At 55.4% G+C, this 20,855-nt stretch carries 20 protein-coding genes; 9 read left to right on the top strand and 11 right to left on the bottom strand.

Annotation, left to right across the window (positions count from 1 at the left end; all coding sequences use genetic code 11):
• Positions 1-7 precede the first annotated feature (7 nt).
• From B3729_RS06990 to B3729_RS06980, 3 genes are all read right to left on the bottom strand, one after another.
• Positions 8-919: an ATPase gene (locus tag B3729_RS06990; RefSeq protein ID WP_286787473.1), complete on the bottom strand. Its 912-nt coding sequence runs from the start codon at positions 917-919 to the stop codon at positions 8-10.
• 100 nt (positions 920-1,019) lie between these two features.
• Complete coding sequence (locus B3729_RS06985; RefSeq protein WP_125887701.1) at positions 1,020-1,973, bottom strand: NAD-dependent epimerase/dehydratase family protein; 954 nt, start codon at positions 1,971-1,973, stop codon at positions 1,020-1,022.
• Between the two features lie 12 nt (positions 1,974-1,985).
• The gene (locus B3729_RS06980) at positions 1,986-2,876 is read right to left on the bottom strand and encodes a LysR family transcriptional regulator ArgP (protein ID WP_150346866.1); all 891 of its coding nucleotides are present in this window, start codon (positions 2,874-2,876) and stop codon (positions 1,986-1,988) included.
• A gap of 87 nt (positions 2,877-2,963) precedes the next feature.
• On the opposite strand from B3729_RS06980, the gene B3729_RS06975 reads away from it, so the two are divergent.
• The 8 genes from B3729_RS06975 to B3729_RS06940 all read left to right on the top strand — a co-directional run bounded on the left by B3729_RS06975 (position 2,964) and on the right by B3729_RS06940 (position 12,072).
• A complete protein-coding gene (locus B3729_RS06975; RefSeq protein ID WP_286787472.1) occupies positions 2,964-3,362 on the top strand; it encodes an ACT domain-containing protein in 399 nt (132 codons plus the stop codon).
• A 1-nt stretch (position 3,363) separates the two neighbouring features.
• Positions 3,364-3,966, top strand: coding sequence for a LysE/ArgO family amino acid transporter (locus B3729_RS06970; protein WP_122041957.1), 603 nt, complete (start codon positions 3,364-3,366; stop codon positions 3,964-3,966).
• Positions 3,967-4,125: 159 nt separating this feature from the next.
• The gene (locus B3729_RS06965; RefSeq protein ID WP_010795280.1) at positions 4,126-4,707 is read left to right on the top strand and encodes a superoxide dismutase; all 582 of its coding nucleotides are present in this window, start codon (positions 4,126-4,128) and stop codon (positions 4,705-4,707) included.
• Between the two features lie 152 nt (positions 4,708-4,859).
• Positions 4,860-6,926: a putative bifunctional diguanylate cyclase/phosphodiesterase gene (locus B3729_RS06960; RefSeq protein ID WP_286787471.1), complete on the top strand. Its 2,067-nt coding sequence runs from the start codon at positions 4,860-4,862 to the stop codon at positions 6,924-6,926.
• A 104-nt stretch (positions 6,927-7,030) separates the two neighbouring features.
• Positions 7,031-8,371 carry an imelysin family protein gene (locus tag B3729_RS06955; RefSeq protein ID WP_074824748.1) on the top strand — a complete coding sequence of 447 codons (1,341 nt, stop codon included), beginning with the start codon at positions 7,031-7,033 and terminating at the stop codon, positions 8,369-8,371.
• A 102-nt stretch (positions 8,372-8,473) separates the two neighbouring features.
• Positions 8,474-9,892: a di-heme oxidoredictase family protein gene (locus B3729_RS06950; protein ID WP_286787470.1), complete on the top strand. Its 1,419-nt coding sequence runs from the start codon at positions 8,474-8,476 to the stop codon at positions 9,890-9,892.
• Between the two features lie 10 nt (positions 9,893-9,902).
• Positions 9,903-10,967, top strand: coding sequence for an imelysin family protein (locus tag B3729_RS06945; RefSeq protein WP_010795284.1), 1,065 nt, complete (start codon positions 9,903-9,905; stop codon positions 10,965-10,967).
• 22 nt (positions 10,968-10,989) lie between these two features.
• Positions 10,990-12,072, top strand: a complete 1,083-nt coding sequence (locus tag B3729_RS06940; RefSeq protein ID WP_010795285.1) for a DUF1513 domain-containing protein — start codon at positions 10,990-10,992, stop codon at positions 12,070-12,072.
• A gap of 30 nt (positions 12,073-12,102) precedes the next feature.
• Here B3729_RS06940 and pncB read toward each other — a convergent pair whose 3' ends face one another.
• From pncB to B3729_RS06915, 5 genes are all read right to left on the bottom strand, one after another.
• The gene (gene pncB, locus B3729_RS06935; protein WP_010795286.1) at positions 12,103-13,302 is read right to left on the bottom strand and encodes a nicotinate phosphoribosyltransferase; all 1,200 of its coding nucleotides are present in this window, start codon (positions 13,300-13,302) and stop codon (positions 12,103-12,105) included.
• A 318-nt stretch (positions 13,303-13,620) separates the two neighbouring features.
• Positions 13,621-14,346 (bottom strand): lipopolysaccharide kinase InaA family protein, encoded by a 726-nt coding sequence (locus B3729_RS06930; RefSeq protein WP_286787469.1) that lies wholly within the window; start codon positions 14,344-14,346, stop codon positions 13,621-13,623.
• A gap of 2 nt (positions 14,347-14,348) precedes the next feature.
• Positions 14,349-15,029 carry a class I SAM-dependent methyltransferase gene (locus B3729_RS06925; protein WP_010795289.1) on the bottom strand — a complete coding sequence of 227 codons (681 nt, stop codon included), beginning with the start codon at positions 15,027-15,029 and terminating at the stop codon, positions 14,349-14,351.
• A 79-nt stretch (positions 15,030-15,108) separates the two neighbouring features.
• Positions 15,109-16,404: a sensor histidine kinase gene (locus B3729_RS06920; RefSeq protein ID WP_010795290.1), complete on the bottom strand. Its 1,296-nt coding sequence runs from the start codon at positions 16,402-16,404 to the stop codon at positions 15,109-15,111.
• Positions 16,394-17,077 (bottom strand): response regulator transcription factor, encoded by a 684-nt coding sequence (locus B3729_RS06915; protein ID WP_010795291.1) that lies wholly within the window; start codon positions 17,075-17,077, stop codon positions 16,394-16,396. The genes B3729_RS06920 and B3729_RS06915 overlap by 11 nt, the downstream gene beginning before the upstream one ends.
• A gap of 174 nt (positions 17,078-17,251) precedes the next feature.
• Between B3729_RS06915 and B3729_RS06910 the strand changes: the two genes are divergently transcribed.
• Positions 17,252-17,980 (top strand): phosphatase PAP2 family protein, encoded by a 729-nt coding sequence (locus B3729_RS06910; protein WP_010795292.1) that lies wholly within the window; start codon positions 17,252-17,254, stop codon positions 17,978-17,980.
• Between the two features lie 62 nt (positions 17,981-18,042).
• Here B3729_RS06910 and groL read toward each other — a convergent pair whose 3' ends face one another.
• The 3 genes from groL to B3729_RS06895 all read right to left on the bottom strand — a co-directional run bounded on the left by groL (position 18,043) and on the right by B3729_RS06895 (position 20,699).
• The gene (groL, locus tag B3729_RS06905; RefSeq protein ID WP_010795293.1) at positions 18,043-19,683 is read right to left on the bottom strand and encodes a chaperonin GroEL; all 1,641 of its coding nucleotides are present in this window, start codon (positions 19,681-19,683) and stop codon (positions 18,043-18,045) included.
• 45 nt (positions 19,684-19,728) lie between these two features.
• Positions 19,729-20,022 carry a co-chaperone GroES gene (locus tag B3729_RS06900; protein WP_010795294.1) on the bottom strand — a complete coding sequence of 98 codons (294 nt, stop codon included), beginning with the start codon at positions 20,020-20,022 and terminating at the stop codon, positions 19,729-19,731.
• 197 nt (positions 20,023-20,219) lie between these two features.
• Entirely contained in the window at positions 20,220-20,699 is a 480-nt protein-coding gene (locus B3729_RS06895; RefSeq protein WP_010795295.1) for an FxsA family protein, read from the bottom strand.
• Positions 20,700-20,855: the final 156 nt, after the last annotated feature.

The following is a 20,855-nucleotide window of genomic DNA, read 5'->3' as shown; positions in this document are numbered from 1 at the left end:
AAGAATGTCAGCGGCGAGTGTTAATCTGCTGCTGAAGGTTCTGCAGCTGGGTCTGAATCGTACTGATATTGCGCACGGTCTGGACCCTGAACGCATCGAACGAAGCGGAATCCGGTCCACTGTTGTTACTACGTGAGTCCAGCTCACTGCGCAGTACAAGAAGATCCTGCTGCAGGTTTTCGATAGCGCCAGAAGGGTCGCCCCGTTTCTTGAGCGCGGCGATATCTGCCTGCAAACTCTTGTTTTGCGCCGTGAGCGAATCGATCTGATCACTGAAGCGTTTCAAATCCCCTTGCGCCGCTTTCAGGCCAGCCTGCTCATCAGCCAACGCCGCTACGCGGCCATTCAGATCCGAGGCGTTGCCCTGCTGCGTCTTGAAGTCAGCAGCCAGCTGGTCGATTCGCTTGTCCAGGGCACTTTGCGCATCCACCGCTGCCTGTTGCTGGCGGGCCACGTCTGCCACCTTGGTCTCGATATTTTTCAGCCGCAACAACAAGGACTCTCGACTGGACGTCCCGCTTGACTCGCTGGCAACCAGCTTGCCCGAGATATCCTGAAGCCGACCGGCAGCCTCTTCACTGATTCGTGCAAAGTTCTCCTGGGTCGCGACGACCTGCTCCTGCATGAGCTGAATTTGCTGATGGCTCCACCAACCCAGCCCCGCCAACGCAATGATCATGGCCGCAATCAATGCCCATAGAGGACCTGTGCTCGGAACGCGGACCGGTTTGGCTCCACGCGAAGCCCGTAATGGCTCTTGGGGATTAGCCGCGACATGGGCCTCGACTTCCCGCCCCTGTTCCACAGACGCATGGCGATGATGCCGACCGTGGCTGGCACGCCCAAAGTCTTCGCTAAGGTCCTTGTCAGGCGTCAGGCTGGGTACATTGTCGAGTTCATCAAATGAATCGTTTCGCATGGCGGACCTTCATTGGTGAAAAAAGCATGAGCCGACAGGCACGGGGCTTGCTCTCAAAAAGCTAGTATACAAATGCCATCACAGCGCTGGCAGTCTGGCGTTATCGCCTTGCGGAGCGGTTTTCAATATATTCATCCAAAGCTTTCCAGACCGTGGTCTGGGGTTGAAAACCCAGGATATCGCGGGCCCGATTGATATCCAGTGTAAAATTGCGATCCATCAGGTGCAGAGGATCGGGTTCACGTTCTTTTCTGGCGGATTTGATTGCAGCAAGCATATCTTGCAGCAGAACCTTTGGCTGAATGCGAGCCGTGGCCTGCCCCAGAACCGGAAGCTTCAGACGGCGCATCAGATAATTCACCACGTCCCATACCGGCTGAGATTGCCCCTCGCTCAAGTTGAAAGCCTTGTTCAGCGCGTCTGGGTGCTCGGTCATAAGTGCAACACCCAAGGCTGTGCAAAGGCTGTTCATGCTAGTGAAGTCCCAGCGATTGAGACCGTTACCCAATTGACGCAAACGTTTTTGACGGTTGAGCTGAACAAGCTTTGGCGCCCAAGCGTTATCGGGCAGCCCAATAATCTGCGCAGGGCGCAACACAATGACGTCCAACCCGAACTCTGCTGCTGTAAAAACCAGGCGCTCGATCTGCAAGCGCCGCTGCGCCTCGACTGTCCGCGGCTTGGCAGGTACGGCATCCTCCTTGAGCGCCTCCCCTCCCGCTTCGTAAACATGGCTGGAAGATAGATAGACCAGGCGCGAGACCCGCATATGCAGGCAGGCCTCGATAAAGGAAAAACTGGCGTCCATGGCCTGCGCCGAAAGATCGCCTACGCCATCGGTACAATGTGCAACGGCATCGATATCATCACACAGGCGCCGCGCCTGCTCCGTGTCGGTCAGGGTCCCCGGGATATATTCAGCGCCCTGCTTTACCAAGGCATCGAGCATAGCTCCCGGCTGACCGTGAATACGCACCAAATGCTTGTCCGCCAATAGATCCAGGGCGAGGCGTGCACCAATGTAGTCACTCGCGCCCGTCACCAGAATTCGCATCAGATCTCCCCGTCAAGTCGCTACCAGCCAACAGGCTGCCTGGCTCTCCAGATGTCGAGTCAAGGCCGTCAGCAAATCACCACCGTTACGCCAGGAATGCCAGTACAGCGGCACATCGATCACCTGCCCCGGCACCAGATCAATTAATTCGCCTCGCTCGCGCTCCGCCTGGGTTTGCAGCTCGGGAAGCAACCCCCAGCCAAGCCCGTTGGCGACCATTTTCACGAAGCCCTCCGAAGAAGGACATAGATGATGATCGAAATGACCAGTAAAGCCCAGCCGTGCCAGGAAATGATGCTGAAGCTGATCATCCGGCCCATAGACGACTGCAGGCACCTGAGCGAGGCGCTCAGCCGTTACGTCCTCGGACAAGTAATGTGCATGAAAGGCGGGGCTGGCGACTGCCCGGTAACGCATGGCGCCCAGCAATACCGCCCGGGCACCGGCGACCGGACGTGCACTGGCACAGACGCAGGCGGCTACCTCCCCGGCCTGCATACGCTTGAGTCCCACCTCCTGATCCTCGACAACCAGATCCAGCAGGATCCCCTGTCTGGTACAGAAGGGGCCGATACTGGCCGCCCACCAAGTAGCCAGACTGTCGGCATTGATGGCGACCCGCAAACGCTCCACCGTCCTGGCTTCATTAAGCCCCGGCACCTGACTATGGAGGTCGCGTTCAAGCAATCGCACCTGCTGAACATGGTTTAGAAGCCTTTGCCCTACATCAGTAGAGGTGGGTGGCGATGTACGCACAATGACAGGCTGCCCAATGCGGGCTTCCAGCAGCTTGATTCGCTGTGAGACGGCAGATTGGGACAATCCCAGTACATGTGCCGCGCGCTCAAAACCGCCCTGCTCTACGACAGCGGCGAGCGCAGCCAAAAGTTTATAATCGAACATCAGTTTTCCTAATGACTGATCAGCACTATTTGTTTTTCTTATACAGGCTTTCTCTCCAGACTGGCCATCCCTTTCTGGAGAACACCGATGTCTCACGCCATTCATGATCTTTCGCTTTTGCTGAGCCAAATGCAGCCTGTGCTCAATCCAGGCCAATACGTGTTTTGTTCGTTACATGAACAGACGTTGCCTCAGGACGTAATCCCCTTGGCAACCTTCAGGGAGCAGGAAGGCCTGACCGTTCTCCTGACCAGGCAAGATGCTGACCGCCTGGCGCTCTCCTATACCTACGTAGCTGCCTGGATCACCCTGAACGTTCACTCCGCACTGGAGGCTGTTGGTTTGACTGCCGCGCTTTCGAACGCCTTGGCACAGCAGGGCATCAGCTGCAATGTAGTCGCCGGCTTTTACCATGATCACCTCTTCGTCGCAGAGGCGGACCAAGCACGCGCCATGGCTGCCCTACTCACGCTGGCGGGCCAATAAGATGTGGCAGAGCTATCTGACAGGACTCATGACCATGGGCGGTCTGATCATAGCCATCGGTGCGCAGAACACATTCATCCTTGCCCAAGGATTGCGCAGGGAACATCACCTGCCTGTGGCCGCGCTTTGTCTGTTCTTCGATATCAGCCTGGTAACCATTGGCGTGTTTGGCCTGGCCACCTTACTGGCCGGGAATGCCTGGCTGATGGGCGTCTTCAAATGGGCTGGTATTATCTTTTTGCTCTATTACAGCATCTGTGCCTACAGACGAGCACTTACGTCACAGTCACTGCATAGCGCAGCGGCGGCACCCCGCTCATTGGGTAAGACGCTAGGCATTGCACTGGCCGTTACGCTCCTGAATCCTCATGTTTATCTGGATACCGTTCTGGTTCTCGGAGCATTAGGCAACCAGCAACCGGCACCACTGGCTTTTACGGTCGGTGCAGGCTGCGCGTCTGCTCTCTGGTTCTTCACATTGGCAATCGGCTCGGCGCAGCTGGCACCCTACCTGACCCGACCGCGCGTATGGCGCATGATCGATATGGCGATTGGAACCGTCATGCTGATCACGGCCATACAGCTCATCCTTTACAAGCCATAAGACCTTCTGTCGGGTTTGTTACATGGCGAGCTAACGAAGCGAGTGCTATGATCCCCCGCCGCGGTATTGAGCCTAAGGCCTTACCGCAGGTTAGACCGGCGCCTGATCGGTCGACCATTGCCGTGCAATGCCCTGACGAAACATTATGGAGAGATAACCATGGCTTTCGAATTGCCGCCGCTGCCCTATGAGAAGAACGCCCTCGAGCCGCATATTTCCGCCGAGACGCTGGAATTCCATCACGGCAAGCACCACCAGACCTATGTCACCGCACTGAACAACCTGGTGCCCGGCACTGAGTACGAAGGCAAAAGCCTGGAAGACATCATCAAGACGTCCTCTGGCGCCATCTTCAACAACGCTGCCCAGGTATGGAACCACACGTTCTACTGGAACTGCATGACGCCTAACGGTGGCGGCCAGCCTACGGGCGCCCTGGCAGATGCCATCGCAACGGCATTTGGTTCCTTTGACAAATTCAAGGAAGAGCTGACCAAGACGGCCATCGGCACATTTGGTTCCGGCTGGGCCTGGCTGGTCAAGAAGGCGGATGGTTCCCTGGCGCTGGCCAGCACCATCGGTGCTGGCAACCCCATCACTTCGGGTGATAAGCCCTTGCTGACCATCGACGTGTGGGAACATGCCTACTACATCGATTACCGCAACCTGCGTCCAAAGTACCTCGAGTCCTTCTGGAACACGGTGAACTGGGACTTCGTAGCGAAAAACTTCGCCGCCTGATCCTGGTATCTCTCGACAAAACCCGGCTTTTCGCCGGGTTTTGTTTTTAAGTCATGCCTACTTTTGCGAAGAGACAGCTAGACTTGGTTATTACACATTTTATCCTGTAGTAGACATAGGATGGCAAAGCCATCCATGGAAAGGAGCACGGAGTGAAACTGAGCATTCGGCATAGCCTGTCGTTGAAGCTGCTGCTTGTAGCATTACCAACGGCCTTGCTCGTCGGACTGCTGTTGGGCATCGTACAGATCGCCTATGAGGCCAGACAGGTACGTGATCAGATCCAGACGGATGCACGCCAGACGCTGTCCATGTTCAGGGACCCTGCCACCCAGGCCATGTATCGCCTGGATGACACCATGGCCGAACACGTTACCCGTGGCTTGTTCAAGCATCCCTCCATTCGTGAGGCTTACATTGGCGCTCCCGGCGAGCAGCCCTTATCAGAGCACGCTCGCCCACTGCTCAGCGGCTCGACACACCTGCTTACTGATAGGCTCTTTGGCAAAGAGCAACGCTTCAGCATCCGTCTTACAGGCGAGCCACCGGTTGAGGAGTATTATGGCGACTTGCGTATCACTGTAGACACAGCCCCTTACGGGCAGAAATTTTTAAAGAACTCAGCCTTTATCCTCGTCTCGTTACTGGTTCGCGTCCTGATTCTGGTGCTGGCGCTTTATCTGGTCTATCACTGGGTTCTGACGCGCCCCCTTTCCCGACTGCTCAACCATCTGGCGGCGATCAAACCCGGTCTGCCAGGCCACAAACCTCTCCCCCTCCTCAAAGGACATGAGCAGAACGAGCTAGGCCGCTGGATAAACACTGCCAACCAGCTACTTGCCTCGATCGAGCAAAACACTGCGCTTCGTGAAGAGGCCATCAGCAACCTTCAACGGATCAGTCAGCATGACCTGCTGACCGGCCTTTCCAATCGACAAGCCTTTCATGGTCAGCTTGAGTGGACCCTTTCCGAGGCGGATCGACAAAACCTGAGCGTAGCCGTGCTATGCCTGGGCCTTGATGATTTCAAAAGCATTAACGAGCAATACGGCTATCAGGTGGGTGACAGGCTTCTGCTCAAACTGGTAACCCGACTGCGGGCGGGCTGCCCGGGAGTAGACAGTTTTGGACGGCTGGGAGGGGATCGCTTTGCGCTCATCAAGCTGATCAGGCAACCCGACGAAGCCGCTGAACTGGCCCATGCTGCTCTGGATGCACTCGATTCGCCATTCAGTGTCGAACAGTATCAAGCCCACCTGAGCGCTTCGATCGGCATCACGCTATATCCGGAGGATGGCCAGACCGCCGACCAGTTGATGCAGCGTGCCGAGCAGACGATGGCCCTGGTAAAAACCCAGGGTCATAGCGGCTACAAGTTCTACGTGGCCAGTGTGGATCAGGACATCCGCTTCAGGCGCGGTTTGGCAAAGGACCTTCGCGAAGCCCTGAGACGCCAGGAGCTTTATCTGGTCTACCAACCTCAGATTGACTATGCGAGCCAACGGATCAGTGGAGTAGAAGCCCTATTGCGCTGGAATCATCCCATACACGGCTTCATTCCACCCGATGTATTCATTCCCCTGGCCGAGCGCACTGGCAGCATCGTAGCTCTCGGAGAATGGGTGCTTGAGCAGGCCTGCAGTCAACTGCATACCTGGTACGCAAGCGGTTATACCTCCCTGCGCATGGCCATCAATCTGTCAGCTGTGCAGCTACAACAGGAAAATCTGCCTGCATTTATACAATCGCTCCTGTTACGCCACGGGATTCCGCCCAAGCGGCTGGAGCTTGAGGTTACTGAAACGGCACTGATGGAAGATGTGGACACTGCCGTGCAAACGCTGCGTCGTCTCAGGGAAGTCGGCGCGCTGATAGCACTGGATGATTTCGGCACCGGTTATAGCTCTCTGGCTTATCTGAAGCGACTGCCTCTGGACAAAATCAAGATCGACAAGAGTTTCGTGCAGGATCTGAGCGACGAAAAAGACGACGCTCCCCTGGTACGCGCCATCATCCAGCTGGGCAAAAGCCTCAACAAAGAGCTTATCGCCGAAGGTGTGGAAACCGACCTGCAGGAGGCCTACATTGTGGAGCAAGGCTGTGACGAGGGTCAGGGTTACTTCTACAGCAGGCCAATTCCCGCCGATCAGATCCCCGCGTTTATCGAGGCGCGTACTCAAGGCCTGCCCATTTCACGGGTTATGCCAGTAAAGCACTGACCCCTGGCGAAAAGGGTTTTCAAAAATGAAAATCTTTCGCATTATTATCCGGCTTTTCTCCTGACTCATGTAATGAGCACCCTATTTTAGAAAAGGATTCCGGAATGACCCGTATGCATTGGGCGAGCGTAAGCCTCCTCGCTATCGCCATTTCCCTGGCAGGCTGTGGTGACGACAAGAAAGAACAGGCACCCGCCAATCAAGCAGCAGCCCCTGCAGCCACCTCAGCGACAACGTCACAGGCGGCGAAACCGGATGAAGCCGCGGCCAAGGCCGTGATCAAGAATTACGCAGACATTGCCGAGGCTGTGTTCAGCGACGCCTTTACAGCGGGTCAGAATCTGCAGAAAGCCGTCGATGCCTTCCTGGCCTCCCCTTCCGACGCCACACTAAAGGCGGCTCGAGAGGCCTGGATGGCAGCGCGCACGCCCTATTCCCAGTCAGAAGCCTTCCGCTTTGGCAACCCTGTTGTGGATGACTGGGAAGGTCAGCTCAACGCATGGCCTCTGGATGAAGGCCTGATCGACTATGTTGCATCCGATTATCAACATGCGACCGGTAACCCGGCTGCTACTGCCAACATCATTGCCAACGAAGAGATTCAGATTGGTGAAGACAAGGTTGACGTCAAGGACATTACTGGTGAAAAGCTGGCCAGTCTGAATGAGCTGGCCGGCTCGGAAGCCAACGTGGCGACGGGTTACCATGCAATCGAATTTCTGCTGTGGGGTCAGGACCTTAACGGGACAGGCCCCGGTGCAGGCAACCGCCCCGCAACGGATTATCTTGCAGGGGATGGCTGCACGGGTGGTCACTGCGATCGCCGTCGCGCGTACCTGAAAGCGGTAACTGATCTCCTGGTTAGCGACCTTGAGTACATGGCTGGTCAGTGGAAACCGGGCGTACCTGATAACTACCGCGCGACGCTGGAGCAGGAAAGTGCAGATTCTGGAATCCGCAAGATGCTGTTCGGCATGGGCAGTCTGTCGCTGGGAGAACTGGCCGGCGAGCGTATGAAGGTATCTCTGGAAGCCAACTCGACTGAAGACGAGCATGACTGCTTCAGCGACGATACCCATCACACCCTTTATTACGATGCACTGGGCATTCGCAATGTTTATCTGGGCCAGTACAAGCGTATCGACGGTACAGAGGTGAAAGGCCCAAGCCTTTCCGAACTGGTTGCCAAGGCTGACCCGCAAGCCGATGCCACGCTCAAGGCTGATCTCGACGATACCCAGGCCAAGATGCAGGCCATTGTTGATCGTGCCGAGAAGGACGGTGTTCATTACGACCAGATGATCGCTCCGGATAACACCGCCGACCAGCAAAAGATCCGTGACGCCATTCAGGCCCTGGTCAAGCAGACCGGAGCCATCGAACAGGCCGCGGCCAAGCTGGGCATCCAAGACCTGAAGCCCGATAACGCCGATCACGAATTCTGATCCGCCCCAAGGGCACGGCGTTTTTACGAAGCCACGGCAGGCCCTACCTGCCGTGGCTTCGATACGTTCAGGTCGATCATTTAACGATACCGTTTGGCTCTGATGACACTAGCTCCCCTTCGTTTGGCCCCCCTGGCGCTTCTCGTCTCGTTCCTCAGTGCCTGTGATGACTCACCGCACTTTACCCACGCAGAACCGGGCGAGGCCTTGTCGGCGGGTACAACCAGCGTCAATGACCAGAGCGCCAATGCCTTTTCGTTTCCCTCCAACAACCTGACGCCCGCCCAGCGTCTGGATTTCAGCGTAGGTAACAGTTTTTTTCGCAATCCCTGGGTCATCGCGCCCTCCTCCACAACAGCGCGAGATGGTCTAGGTCCATTGTTCAATATCAACGCCTGTCAGAGCTGCCACCTGAGCGACGGACGTGGTCATCCCCCGGGCCCACACGCAACCAACGCCTTCACCATGTTGGTCAGACTATCCATACCCGGCGGACCGCAGGATCAGGAGACCCTGAAAAGACTGGGCGTTGTACCCGAACCCACCTATGGCGGACAGCTACAGGACAATGCCATTCCTGGCGTACCGCCAGAGGGCAAGATCAGGTTCGATTACGCGGACGTACCGGTCACATTTAAGGATGGCACCGTCATCACCCTGCGAAAGCCTACGCTGCGCATAGAAAATCTCGGGTACGGTCCGTTTCATCCACAAGCCCAGTTCTCTGCGCGTGTAGCGCCACCCATGATTGGTCTGGGCCTTCTGGAAGCCATATCGGAAAGTGACATCCTCAAGAATGCCGACCCCAATGATGACAACAGGGATGGCATTTCTGGACGAGCCAACTGGGTCTGGAGCTTTGCTGAACAGAAGAGCATGCTTGGCCGCTTCGGCTGGAAGGCAGGCCAGCCCACACTTGACCAACAGAACGCCACGGCGTTTTCCGGCGACATGGGTCTGACGACCAGCCTGATCCCCAATGACGATTGCACAGAGGCTCAGACAGCCTGCAAGCAGGCACCCAATGGGGGAGATCCGGAAGTCAGCGACAATATTCGCCGCATGGTGCTCTTTTATACGCGCAACCTTGCAGTTCCCGTCAGACGTGGAGTCGACAAACCATCCGTGCTGCAAGGCAAGACCCTGTTTTACGCATCGGGATGTCCTGCCTGTCACATACCCACCTTCCAGACGGCTGCCAACGCTACGGCCCCTGAACTGGCCAATCAGACCATTCACCCCTACAGCGATCTTTTATTGCATGACATGGGCGAAGGACTCGCCGACAATCGCTCCGAATTTCTGGCCAGTGGTCGTGAGTGGCGTACTCCCCCCTTGTGGGGAATAGGCCTGACACAAAAAGTCAGTGGTCATACGCAATTTTTACATGATGGTCGTGCTCGCAACCTGCTTGAAGCCATTCTCTGGCATGGCGGAGAAGCCGAGGCGGCCAAGCAAAACGTATTGGGGCTCAACGCCGAAGAGCGTGCTGCCCTGCTTGAGTTTCTGAATTCGCTATAAGGAGCGTTGCATGTTCCGCCCTCGGCTTTTGCTAACCGGGCTTGCCCTGGCACTCGGTGCCTGCTCGCCACAGAATCAACAGGCCCAGACCAGCGCCGCCCTGGCCGAGCAGGTCCTGCTACCGGCATACGCTCGCTGGGTGGAGACCGATCGGGCATTGGCGAGCAGCGCTGTAGCCTTCTGCTCCGGCAAGGAAGAGCTTGGCAAGGCTCGTGAAGCCTTTTTCAACGCACAAAAGGCCTGGGCCGAACTGCAACCATTGTTGATCGGCCCGCTGGCCGAAAATAATACGGCTTGGCAAGTGCAGTTCTACCCCGACAAGAAAAACCTGGTCGCCCGCCAGGTGGAACAGCTGCTCAAGAGTAATCCTCAGGTTGATAAGGCCACCTTGGACAAAGCCAGCGTTGTCGTCCAGGGACTGACAGCGTATGAATACATTCTGTTCGACAGCAATATCGAACTGGCTAATGCAGAACAGAGGGCACGCTACTGTCCGCTTCTGACAGCCATTGCCGAGCACCAGCAGGAGCTGGCACAGCGTATCCTTACCCGCTGGAAGGAAACGGATGGCATGCTGGCGCAGCTCTCCAAGTTTCCGAATCAACGCTATGCCGATGCTCAGGAAGCTATTGCCGACCTTTTGCGGGTACAGGTCACAGCGCTAGACAGCCTGAAGAAAAAGCTGGGCGTTCCGCTGGGTAGACAAAGCAAAGGTATTCCACAGCCATACCAGGCTGAAGCCTGGCGTAGCGAATCGTCGCTTCTCAGTATTGCCGCGAGCCTTGCTGGCGCTCAGGCGCTGTGGAATGGCGTAGACGGTAAAGGACTACGTGCATTGTTGCCCAAGGAACAAAAACCCTTGGCTGATAAAATCGATACCGCTTATGCCGAGAGCAGCAAACAGCTGGCAGAGCTGCAACAACAGCCGCTGAAGTCCTGGCTCAGTAACGAGGCGGGCGTCGCCAAACTGAACGCCTTTTATGACAGCCTCAATACCGTACATCGTCTGCATGAAGGCGAGCTGGCCAAGGCCCTTGGCATCCAGTTAGGGTTCAACGCCAACGATGGTGATTGAGTAACGACATTGGGTATCCGTCATGTCCACTCTGTTGAGTAGTCTGTTCCATAACCTGCAACGCCTGGGTCGCTGGACGTTTACGTCAGGGTCCCAGGAACCCTTGCTGCTTTCTGCCCGCGACGATGTAGATGGCCGCCACTTTGCCGTGGGCTATCGCCTCAACGGCAAGCCTGTTTTCGTTACCGAGGTTACGCAACGATGCCATGCCATCGTCACGCACCCCAGCGAGCCCTTTGCTGTCTTCGTGGCTCGCCGCCCAGGTACGCAGAGCTATGTAATCGACCTGCGCGATGGAAAACTTGTCCAGACGCTCGACTCGCCTGCAAATCGTCATTTCTATGGGCACGGGGTTTTCCACGCAGAAGGCACGTGGTTCTACGCTACCGAGAACGACACGACGGACCCTGGCCGTGGCCTGCTAAGTGCCTATCGCTTCAGTGATGGAGCCCTGATTCGCTCCCATGAGCTAAGCACCCATGGTCTGGGCCCCCATGAAGTAGCATGGATGCCGGATGGAGAGACGTTTGTTGTTGCCAACGGGGGAATTCGCACCGAGGCTGAAAGCCGGGTAGAAATGAACCTGGATGCCATGGAACCCAGCCTGGTCTTGATGAGCCGCTCAGGTGAGCTCCTTTCCAAGGAGACGTTGGACCTGCAGATGAACAGCGTTCGCCACTTGGCCATTGCAAAGGACGGCACCATTCTGGCCTGTCAGCAATATATGGGCGCAGCCACCGACGCAGCCGCCATGCTCGGAATCAAGCGTCCCGGAGAAGCCTTCAAAGCCTTTCCGGTGGCAGAGACGCAGCGTCAATCCATGGTCCAATACACGGCAAGCGTAGCAGTACATGACGAATTGAGACTGGTTGCCCTGACAGCCCCTCGAGGCAATCGTTTTTTTATCTGGGACCTGGACAGTGGCATGCTGCGGCTGGACGCACCTCTACCAGATTGTGCAGGCGTAGGCGCAGCGGCAAGCGGGTTTGTCGTGACTTCAGGTCAGGGCCGCTGCCGCCATTATGACTGCAGACAGACACAGATCGTGATGAAGCCACTCGAACTGCCTTCCGGCCTGTGGGATAACCATTTACTGTTGCATTGATGGGTACTGCGTACCCATCAAGCCTTTCACTCAGGAAGCAACCCGAAAAACGTGCTTCAGGTAATAAACAAAATCCTGATCTTCACTTTGGGTTTTGCCAGGCACATCAGAGATCTTGGCGACGGGCTGACCATTGCAGGATGTCATTTTGAGCACAATATTCATTGGCGCAACGCCCGGCAAATCACACGTGAAGTTGGTGCCTATACCAAAGCTCACCTTGATTCGGCCCTTCAAGGCACGGTAAAGATTCAGCGCCTTTTCTAAGTTTAACGAGTCGGAGAACACTAAGGTCTTGTTCATCGGGTCGATGCCCAGGCTTTCGTAATGCCTGATCGCTTTTTCGGCCCATGTCAGTGGATCACCAGAGTCGTGGCGCAGGCCGTCGAACAGCTTCGCAAAATACAGATCGAAATCGCGAAGGAAGGCATCCATGGTCACAGTGTCGGTCAGGGCAATACCCAAAAGCCCACGATATTCACGCACCCAGCAGTCCAGTGCAGCGATCTGACTGTCGATCAGTCTTGGCCCTAGTTGCTGGTGTGCCATGAACCACTCATGCGCCATGGTACCCAGGGGGGTTACGCCCAGGCTAAGGGCCAGATGCACGTTGCTGGTCCCTACGAAACGCCCGGGAAAATCATCTCGCAGCGCCTTGACCACCATCTCCTGAACCGGAAACGAGAAGCGTCTGCGCGTCCCGAAATCCGCCATTTTGAAATCGGCCAACTCGGCCGGACTGGCTTCCTGCTTCAGCCACTCAAATTTACGATAGAGCTGCTCACGGGCTTGCTCCAAGGTCTGCTCAGGGTAGCGATTGCGGTTGCGCACCTCGCTTATCAACGCAAGGATCGGCACTTCAAAAAGGATCAGATGCAGCCACGGGCCTCGCAGGCGCAGGCTGAACGCACCGTTCTCAACACCAATATGCACATAGCGCGGATTGAAGCGGAACAGGCGAAGAAAGCGGATAAAGTCGGGCTTGATGAAAGGGATACGCTCGAGGAACGCCAACTGCTCATCACTGATACTGATATCGGCAAGCCGTTCGATCTCGGCGCGAATCTCGGCCTCGTAGGGTCGAAGATCTTCATTGTTTCGGCATTTAAATGCCCACTCGACTTCCGCATTGGGATAGTTATGCAGGACAGCCTGCATCATAGTGAGCTTATAAAAGTCCGTATCCAGAAGGCTTTGAACGCTGCACCGGGAAAAAATACCATCAGCCATAGGTTTCGCTCGAGGTAATCAAATCAAACATCCACAGCATGCCCGAGCTCTGAATGAATAAAAACCCTTTTCCCGTACTTCGCAGCGTTAAATATCAATGAGCGCCTGCCGCGCGCTGGGTCATCCCATACAAGAACAGCATGAGGTTTTCATCGGACGGAACCGCTTTAACCATTCGTGCGTTGGCCGGAGTCTGGCAATAGGAGATTCCTTCATGCCCTTGGACTACCGTTGCACCCGGCTCGTGCCAAGCCGAAAACGCCACTGTTGTAACGCCGAGGGCACCCACTAAAAGCAAAGTTCTTGTGATTGTTAAGTTCATGGCTGCAACCCTTTGATGACCCTGCCAAATACTGCTTGGTAACCGTAGACCAAGGTCCGCCAGTCCGCATGACTGAGCGACGAATGGCGCTTAAGTTGCAGAAGATCCCGCCGAGCGGCACGACGCGCTGAGAAACGACGGCGGCATTTTTCGAGATCCAGTAATGCAACATCGAACTCAACCTCGCCTAGTGTTTCACGAACGCGCAAGAACACATGCTTGTCATACAGGCAACCATGCTGCCAGCGCGCCTTATGCAGCCGAGCCAGCATAGCGCCGAGTTGTTTCAGGAATATATCGCGGGTCGCCTGGTCATACCGCGTCTGGGCACCGCTGGCGTACCAGTCTTCCAGCGAGATATACCCATCGAGTTCGGCACTTACCAGCAGCGCACGCCAGCCTTGCTCATCCCGTCGAGCCTCGCAAAACAAGAGCTCCGGTACGCCCACGCCCAGCGCGGCGATAGAGGTCAAGGCATCTCGCTCACGCAGGGCTGTTGGCCGCCCAAACGGATGACGCAGACTCCGATAGATATGCCCTACCTGACGTTTGGCATAGGCAATGGTACCGTCATTGATCTGGATACGTTGGACGCCGCTTTCTCCACCCCGCCGCTCGTTAGGCGCCTCGACCCACTCTCCCGACATGCCCCACCAGTTTTCAAAGGAACGCTCTGTACCCTTGGACGACGTTGTACCCAGTGGGAAAGACATATCGGACATAATCAAACCTTTCTTAAAACATAAACACGCCACATTGAGTAATGCGGCAAGAAATCAAGATGCTTTTCGACTTTGAAACCAGCCTGTACGAATTCGTGCTCGACCTGCTCGGCATTTAGAACAATGCGATTTTGATAACCCGTACTTTTGTTGCGGAGCTGCCGCTTGGCTTCTAGCTGCTTGCGGCGCCATGCCTTGAAATTACCGTCCACCCATAATGACAGAATGACTGTATCGCGTGTTACACGATTGAATTCCTTGAACATTTCCAAGCGGTCTGCGCTATCAGCAATGTGGTGCACTAGGCGCATGCAGAAAATGCTGTCCACTGCGTTATCAGGAAGATCGATAGCAAAAGCGGATGTTTGCAAAGTACGCACACGCTGAACTACTTCTTTGGGCTGGGAGGCACATGCGACGGCCAACATATCCGCTGAGTTATCAGCACCAATAATGACCCGATTCTGTTTTTCCGCGAGTAGCGGCCAGAAACGACCGGCGCCGCATGGTAGATCCAGGACTAAATTGGGCTGTCCCGCCAACCTCAGGGCGCGGCGGGCAAGTTGCTCATCTCGCCAATGAGACAAGCGGCGAGCCATGCCATCCTGGTGTTTCTTGAAGTACTGCTCGGCATGCGCGCGGTCATATTTCTCGGAGAAGGGAAGCTCAATCGTGGATTTCATGGCGGCACTCCATAAGTCAGATGAAGCCACCTTATGGAGCGCACCGTTAAATCAGGGTCAAGGTCATGTGAAAATTACGTCAATCGTTTTTGCCGCTTTCTGGCAATGCCAACTCAACCCGGAAACAGCAGCCGTTTGGCTGACGATTAGTCAATGCAACCTTCCATCCCTGCAACTGGCAGATACGATGGACCAGTGAGAGGCCAAGCCCTAACCCCTCGCCACGTCTTGCACTACCTCGTACAAAGGGCTTGAAGACCTCATCATGTTGAGCTTCAGGAATGCCGCTGCCCGTGTCTTCCACCGTAAAAGCAGCCTCCTCCAACGTCAGGCGAATTTCGCCCGCATCCGTGTAATGAAGTGCGTTACGCAGCAGATTACTCATGACAGACCGCAGGAATGGGGCGTTGTAGGTCTGCTGATGTTCATAACCCCCAGGTTCATACCTCAAGGTTAGCCCCTTGGCCTCGATTGCTCCCTGCCACTGCAGCACCAGCTCATCGGCAATCGTTCTGAGCGAACTGCGAGGCGCAATGACCGCCCCGTCGCGCTGTGCCCTGGCCAACTGGAGAAAGGTTTGCACCAGATCCCGCATTTCCTCAGTAGCGCTCACCATTCGCTGTAGCTGCGCCTTACCTCTAGGACCAAGACCTGGATCCTCGGCCAGCAACTCACATGATGTGGCAATTACCATCAGTGGTGTTCGCAACTCATGGCTCACATCACTGGTGAACAACTGCTCTCGGGTAAGCGCATCACGCAACTGACCTAATGCATCGTCAAACGCCGCTGCCAATTCCCCTACTTCATCATTGGCATAATCCGGAGCCAACGGGGGAGCCATCAGCAGCATCTGGTCACGATGCCGAACCTGACGAGCCAGACGACTGACCGGAGCAATGACTCGGCGTGCCAGCAACCAGCCGAGAAGGCCTGACAACGCCACACTGAGCAAAAACCCCTTGAGCACGACCCGGTAAAGAGCCTTTTCCCGTCGCTCAAAATCACTTTGATCCTGCAAAAGGATGTAGTGCCGCCCATCCTGGAACCGAACCCAGGCATAGTAGTACCGACCGCCCTCCTTAACCTCACTGAAGCCCTGCTTGAGCCCCACCAAATCCGGCGGCAATGACTGTGGCTCATTTTCCGGCGCGTAGTAGAGCTTCATGCCTGGATCCAGTACCGGCTGACCACCGTTTCGCATGTCTCGTCGCAACATGCGATTCAGCTCGTTGCTCATGTCTTCGGAGATCAGCTGTTCTTCAACCAGGTGTACGACCTCGACAATACCAAAGGAGAACAGGCCACCCACCACTACGGTCATCAGCACAAATGCAATGATGATCCGGCGTAAAAGGCTCTGCTTATACTCCATTGCTATCGTTCGTCAGGCGGTAGCCCACACCATGTACCGTATGGAGCAAGGACGTTTCAAAGGGTTTGTCTATAACTTGGCGGAGCTGGTGAATATGACTGCGCAGACTATCGCTGTCAGGGCAGTCATCTCCCCAAAGCGTCTCTTCCAGGACTTCTCGCCGAATCACATGCGGACTTTTTTGCATGAGCGCCGCAAGCAGCTTGAGACCGATGGGATTTAGCTTGAGCGATTTACCCCCACGGCTAACTTCCAGCGTGTCGAGATCATAAACAAGATCAGCCACCTGGAGCTGCCGCCTGCCTCCTCCACGCGTCCTGCGCATCACCGCTTCGATCCGAGCAGCCAACTCCGACAAGGCGAAAGGCTTGATCAGGTAATCGTCTGCGCCAGAGCGAAACCCCTTGAGACGGTCATCCAACTGATCTCGCGCCGTTAGCATGATAACCGGAGTATCGCGCCGGGCATCCTCACGCAAGCGCTGGCATAACGTGTACCCATCGATTCCCGGCAACATGATATCGAGAATCAACAGATCATAATGCTCGGTTGCCGCCAAGTGCAGGCCTGAGAGCCCATCCTGGGCACAGTCGACTGTATATCCCTTGAGACTCAAGTAATCCATCAGATTACTCAAGATATCGCGGTTATCTTCAACCACCAGAATACGCATGAACTCACCTCATAACCTCGCGCGGTCGCAGCAGGCCTGTTTAACATTTTTTTCACTACCCATTCACTTGGGCACGACAAGGCACAGCGCACTGTACAGGAGCGCCCTGTTTCATCTGCTCAGATAGAAACTGCCTTCCCTGTAAACAATTGCCTCTCTCCTTCTAGGATACCCATGAACGCTTCTGCTTACTCTCGCCCGCTCAACTTTTTCTGGGCTCTGGGTCTGCCTTTGGCAGTAATGATTCTTTTATTGAGTGTTGAGCCCACACGCCTCGACTTTGCACTGGCCGATGCATTCTATGATCCAGGCACAGGGTTTATTGGGCGACACAGTGCCTTTCTTGAGGATGTTCTGCATGATCGGGCCAAACAGCTGGTTATCCTGATCGGTATTATTGCCATTGCAGGCTCGATCCTGAGCTTTTTCTGGACACCTCTGAAACCTTGGCGCAAGTCGTTGGGATACTTGGTGCTTGCAATGGGTACGTGTACAGCGCTTGTCATGCCACTGAAAAAGCTGACCGACGTCCCCTGCCCTTGGAGTCTGGTTCAATATGGCGGTGACCAGGTTTACTCCCCGTTATTGTCAGAGCGCCCTGCGACCAACAAGAACAATCTGTGCTGGCCCGGCGGCCATGCTTCCAGTGGTTTTACCTTGTTTGCATTCTATTTCTTTTTGCGCGATCGCCGTGCACGGCTGGCACGCGGCGCATTAGCTGCGGCCTTCGCGCTGGGCTGCATCTTTTCCATCGGAAGGATGATGCAAGGGGCTCACTTTCTTTCCCATAACATATGGACGGCACTTTTTGATTGGTTGGTGTGTCTGGCTTTTTACCGATTAATGCTTTACCGCCCGACCACTTCACCAGAAAAGACTGCTCCCGCCCCGTCTGCGCTTTAAGTATTGCCCATAAAAAAGCCCGACCATTAGGCCGGGCTTTTTCAGCTAGGTAGCTGGGTGGCTTACATCATGCCGCCCATACCGCCCATGCCGCCCATGTCAGGCATTGCCGGAGCAGCCTTGTCTTCTGGGATATCAGCAACCATGGCTTCGGTAGTTACCATCAGGCCGCCAATAGAGGCAGCAGCCTGCAGGGCGCTACGAGTCACTTTAGCGGGGTCAAGAATACCCATCTCGATCATGTCGCCGTATTCGCCGGTCGCAGCGTTGAAGCCGTAGTTGCCTTCACCGGCCTTGACCTTGTCAACCACGACGCTTGGCTCGCCACCCGCGTTGGCAACGATCTGGCGCAGAGGTGCTTCAACAGCACGACGCAGCAGAGCGATACCTACGTTCTGATCTTCGTTGTCGCCTTTCAGACCTTCGATGGCCTGCAGGGAACGAACCAGGGCTACGCCACCGCCAGGCACCACGCCTTCTTCAACGGCTGCACGAGTTGCGTGCAGGGCGTCTTCAACGCGCGCCTTCTTCTCTTTCATTTCAACTTCAGTTGCCGCACCTACCTTGATCACGGCAACACCGCCAGCCAGCTTGGCCAGACGCTCTTGCAGTTTTTCACGGTCGTAATCGGAAGAAGTCTCTTCGATCTGAGCACGGATCTGCTTGACGCGAGCTTCGATATCAACCTGAACGCCAGCACCGTCGATAACAGTGGTGTTTTCCTTGTTGATAACAACGCGCTTGGCTTGACCCAGGTGCTCCAGAGTGGTGCTTTCCAGGCTCAGGCCTACTTCTTCAGAGATCACAGTGCCGCCAGTCAGGATGGCAATATCCTGCAGCATGGCTTTGCGGCGATCACCGAAGCCAGGCGCCTTGACAGCAGCAACCTTGACGATGCCACGCATGTTGTTGACGACCAGAGTAGCCAGCGCTTCGCCTTCAACGTCTTCAGCAACGATCAGCAGCGGACGGCCAGCCTTGGCAACGGATTCCAGCACCGGCAGCATTTCGCGAATGTTGGAGATCTTCTTGTCAACCAACAGCAGCAGCGGGTTGTCCAGCTCGGCGGACATGGTGTCCGGCTTGTTGATGAAATAAGGAGACAGGTAGCCACGGTCAAACTGCATGCCTTCTACGACAGACAGTTCGTTTTCCAGGCCGGAACCTTCTTCAACAGTGATCACGCCTTCCTTGCCTACTTTTTCCATGGCTTCAGCAATGATGCTGCCGATGGATTCGTCGGAGTTGGCGGAAATGGTACCTACCTGAGCGATGGCACGGAAATCGGCGCAAGGCTTGGACAGTTCCTTAAGCTGAGCAACGATGGCGATGGTTGCCTTGTCGATGCCGCGCTTCAGATCCATTGGGTTCATGCCGGCAGCAACAGCCTTCAGGCCTTCGTTCACGATGGACTGAGCCAGAACGGTAGCAGTGGTAGTACCGTCACCAGCTGCATCGTTAGCCTTGGACGCAACGTCCTTGACCAGCTGAGCACCCATGTTTTCGAACTTGTCTTTCAGCTCGATTTCTTTGGCAACGGAAACGCCATCTTTGGTGATGGTCGGAGCGCCAAAGCTCTTGTCCAGAACAACGTTACGACCTTTCGGGCCCAGTGTTGCCTTTACAGCGTCAGCCAGAACGTTTACGCCGACCAGCATTTTCTTGCGGGCGGAGTCGCCGAATTTGACTTCTTTAGCAGCCATGTTCTTTTTCCTCTAAACGAATTCGGTGGAAACAGGGATCGGCAATCAGCCTTCCAGTACAGCCAGGATCTCGGACTCAGCCATGATCAGCAGTTCTTCGCCATCAACCTTGATGGCGTTGCTGCCGGAATAGGGACCAAATACTACTTTGTCGCCAACCTTTACAGCTGGAGCGCGAACTTCGCCGTTATCCAGAACGCGACCGGTTCCTACCGCAACGACTTCACCACGATTCGGCTTTTCGGCAGCCGAGCCCGGCAGCACGATACCGCCAGCAGTCTTGGTTTCTTCTTCGCTGCGACGGATCACGACGCGATCATGCAGAGGACGAAGCTTCATAGTCGTATCTCCTAATATGTAAGCGTTTCCAATTACCGGTGAAGACCACCGGCTGTTTTGTTTTAACCGGCTTCGCCGGGTGCACCCTGCAATGCAAGGTGCGAATTCAGCCTGCCAATGGCAAGAACCTTACGGTGTCCGCTACATGAGGTTGTAGAAAATCATTTCAAGGGGCAGAGCAAAAAAATTTTTCTAATTCAGTGATTAAACGGCTTCTTATCATCTCGCCGCTCGTACTCACCTTCGATCACGCGAGGGGCCTCGGGGCGCTGATGATTCTGATGAAAATCACCCGGTCTGTGCTGATAAGTCTGCCCGCCTCCACGCACATTGATCCGCGCCATTACAGACCCTATCAGCAACTTGCGTGTAATGGGTAACAGCACCAGCAGCGCCAGCACATCACTGATAAAGCCGGGCAAGACAAACAAGGAGCCGCTGACGGCCATCGTCAGTCCCTGCATGATCTCTTTCTCAGGCACTTCACCCATGGCAATACGTATACGAGCCCGCCAAAGCGTCGTGAAGCCGGCCACCCGAAGCATGCCAATACCAATGAGAGTACTCAGGACCAGCAGGATCAACGTCCAGCCGACTCCAATGGAACTGCCAATCTTGATCATGACTGCCAGTTCCAACAGGGGAAACAGTAAAAACAGAAACAGGAATTTGCGCATCGCAGTGTCCTTTGGGGCCTCCAAGGCCGAACCTACCAAAACTCCAAGGTGGCGTTGACCAGGGATTAATTCAACCCTTGCGTGTGGAATCACGCTATCAATAGACACTCAAGGCCAGACGACACGGGCTTCTGCGCAATAGAAAGGAGTGTTACA

Origin of the sequence: Pseudomonas sp. UBA3149 (genome assembly GCF_002364655.1) — a bacterium.
Classification (GTDB): Bacteria; Pseudomonadota; Gammaproteobacteria; order Pseudomonadales; family Pseudomonadaceae; genus Chryseomonas; species Chryseomonas luteola.
Note: the sequence above shows the minus strand (reverse complement) of the source record. Positions and strands in the feature narration are given on the sequence as shown.

Excerpts from the sequence above, each read along its gene's own strand:
- B3729_RS06930 (WP_286787469.1), bottom strand. The coding sequence starts at position 14,346 with ATGTCCGATATGTCTTTCCCACTGGGTACAACGTCGTCCAAGGGTACA.
- B3729_RS06895 (WP_010795295.1), bottom strand. The coding sequence starts at position 20,699 with ATGCGCAAATTCCTGTTTCTGTTTTTACTGTTTCCCCTGTTGGAACTG.
- B3729_RS06910 (WP_010795292.1), top strand. The coding sequence starts at position 17,252 with ATGAACGCTTCTGCTTACTCTCGCCCGCTCAACTTTTTCTGGGCTCTG.
- B3729_RS06980 (WP_150346866.1), bottom strand. The coding sequence starts at position 2,876 with ATGTTCGATTATAAACTTTTGGCTGCGCTCGCCGCTGTCGTAGAGCAG.
- B3729_RS06920 (WP_010795290.1), bottom strand. The coding sequence starts at position 16,404 with ATGGAGTATAAGCAGAGCCTTTTACGCCGGATCATCATTGCATTTGTG.
- B3729_RS06940 (WP_010795285.1), top strand. The coding sequence starts at position 10,990 with ATGTCCACTCTGTTGAGTAGTCTGTTCCATAACCTGCAACGCCTGGGT.
- B3729_RS06900 (WP_010795294.1), bottom strand. The coding sequence starts at position 20,022 with ATGAAGCTTCGTCCTCTGCATGATCGCGTCGTGATCCGTCGCAGCGAA.
- B3729_RS06915 (WP_010795291.1), bottom strand. The coding sequence starts at position 17,077 with ATGCGTATTCTGGTGGTTGAAGATAACCGCGATATCTTGAGTAATCTG.
- B3729_RS06945 (WP_010795284.1), top strand. The coding sequence starts at position 9,903 with ATGTTCCGCCCTCGGCTTTTGCTAACCGGGCTTGCCCTGGCACTCGGT.
- B3729_RS06985 (WP_125887701.1), bottom strand. The coding sequence starts at position 1,973 with ATGCGAATTCTGGTGACGGGCGCGAGTGACTACATTGGTGCACGCCTC.
- B3729_RS06975 (WP_286787472.1), top strand. The coding sequence starts at position 2,964 with ATGTCTCACGCCATTCATGATCTTTCGCTTTTGCTGAGCCAAATGCAG.
- B3729_RS06990 (WP_286787473.1), bottom strand. The coding sequence starts at position 919 with ATGCGAAACGATTCATTTGATGAACTCGACAATGTACCCAGCCTGACG.
- B3729_RS06970 (WP_122041957.1), top strand. The coding sequence starts at position 3,364 with ATGTGGCAGAGCTATCTGACAGGACTCATGACCATGGGCGGTCTGATC.
- B3729_RS06955 (WP_074824748.1), top strand. The coding sequence starts at position 7,031 with ATGACCCGTATGCATTGGGCGAGCGTAAGCCTCCTCGCTATCGCCATT.
- B3729_RS06950 (WP_286787470.1), top strand. The coding sequence starts at position 8,474 with ATGACACTAGCTCCCCTTCGTTTGGCCCCCCTGGCGCTTCTCGTCTCG.
- pncB (WP_010795286.1), bottom strand. The coding sequence starts at position 13,302 with ATGGCTGATGGTATTTTTTCCCGGTGCAGCGTTCAAAGCCTTCTGGAT.
- groL (WP_010795293.1), bottom strand. The coding sequence starts at position 19,683 with ATGGCTGCTAAAGAAGTCAAATTCGGCGACTCCGCCCGCAAGAAAATG.
- B3729_RS06965 (WP_010795280.1), top strand. The coding sequence starts at position 4,126 with ATGGCTTTCGAATTGCCGCCGCTGCCCTATGAGAAGAACGCCCTCGAG.
- B3729_RS06925 (WP_010795289.1), bottom strand. The coding sequence starts at position 15,029 with ATGAAATCCACGATTGAGCTTCCCTTCTCCGAGAAATATGACCGCGCG.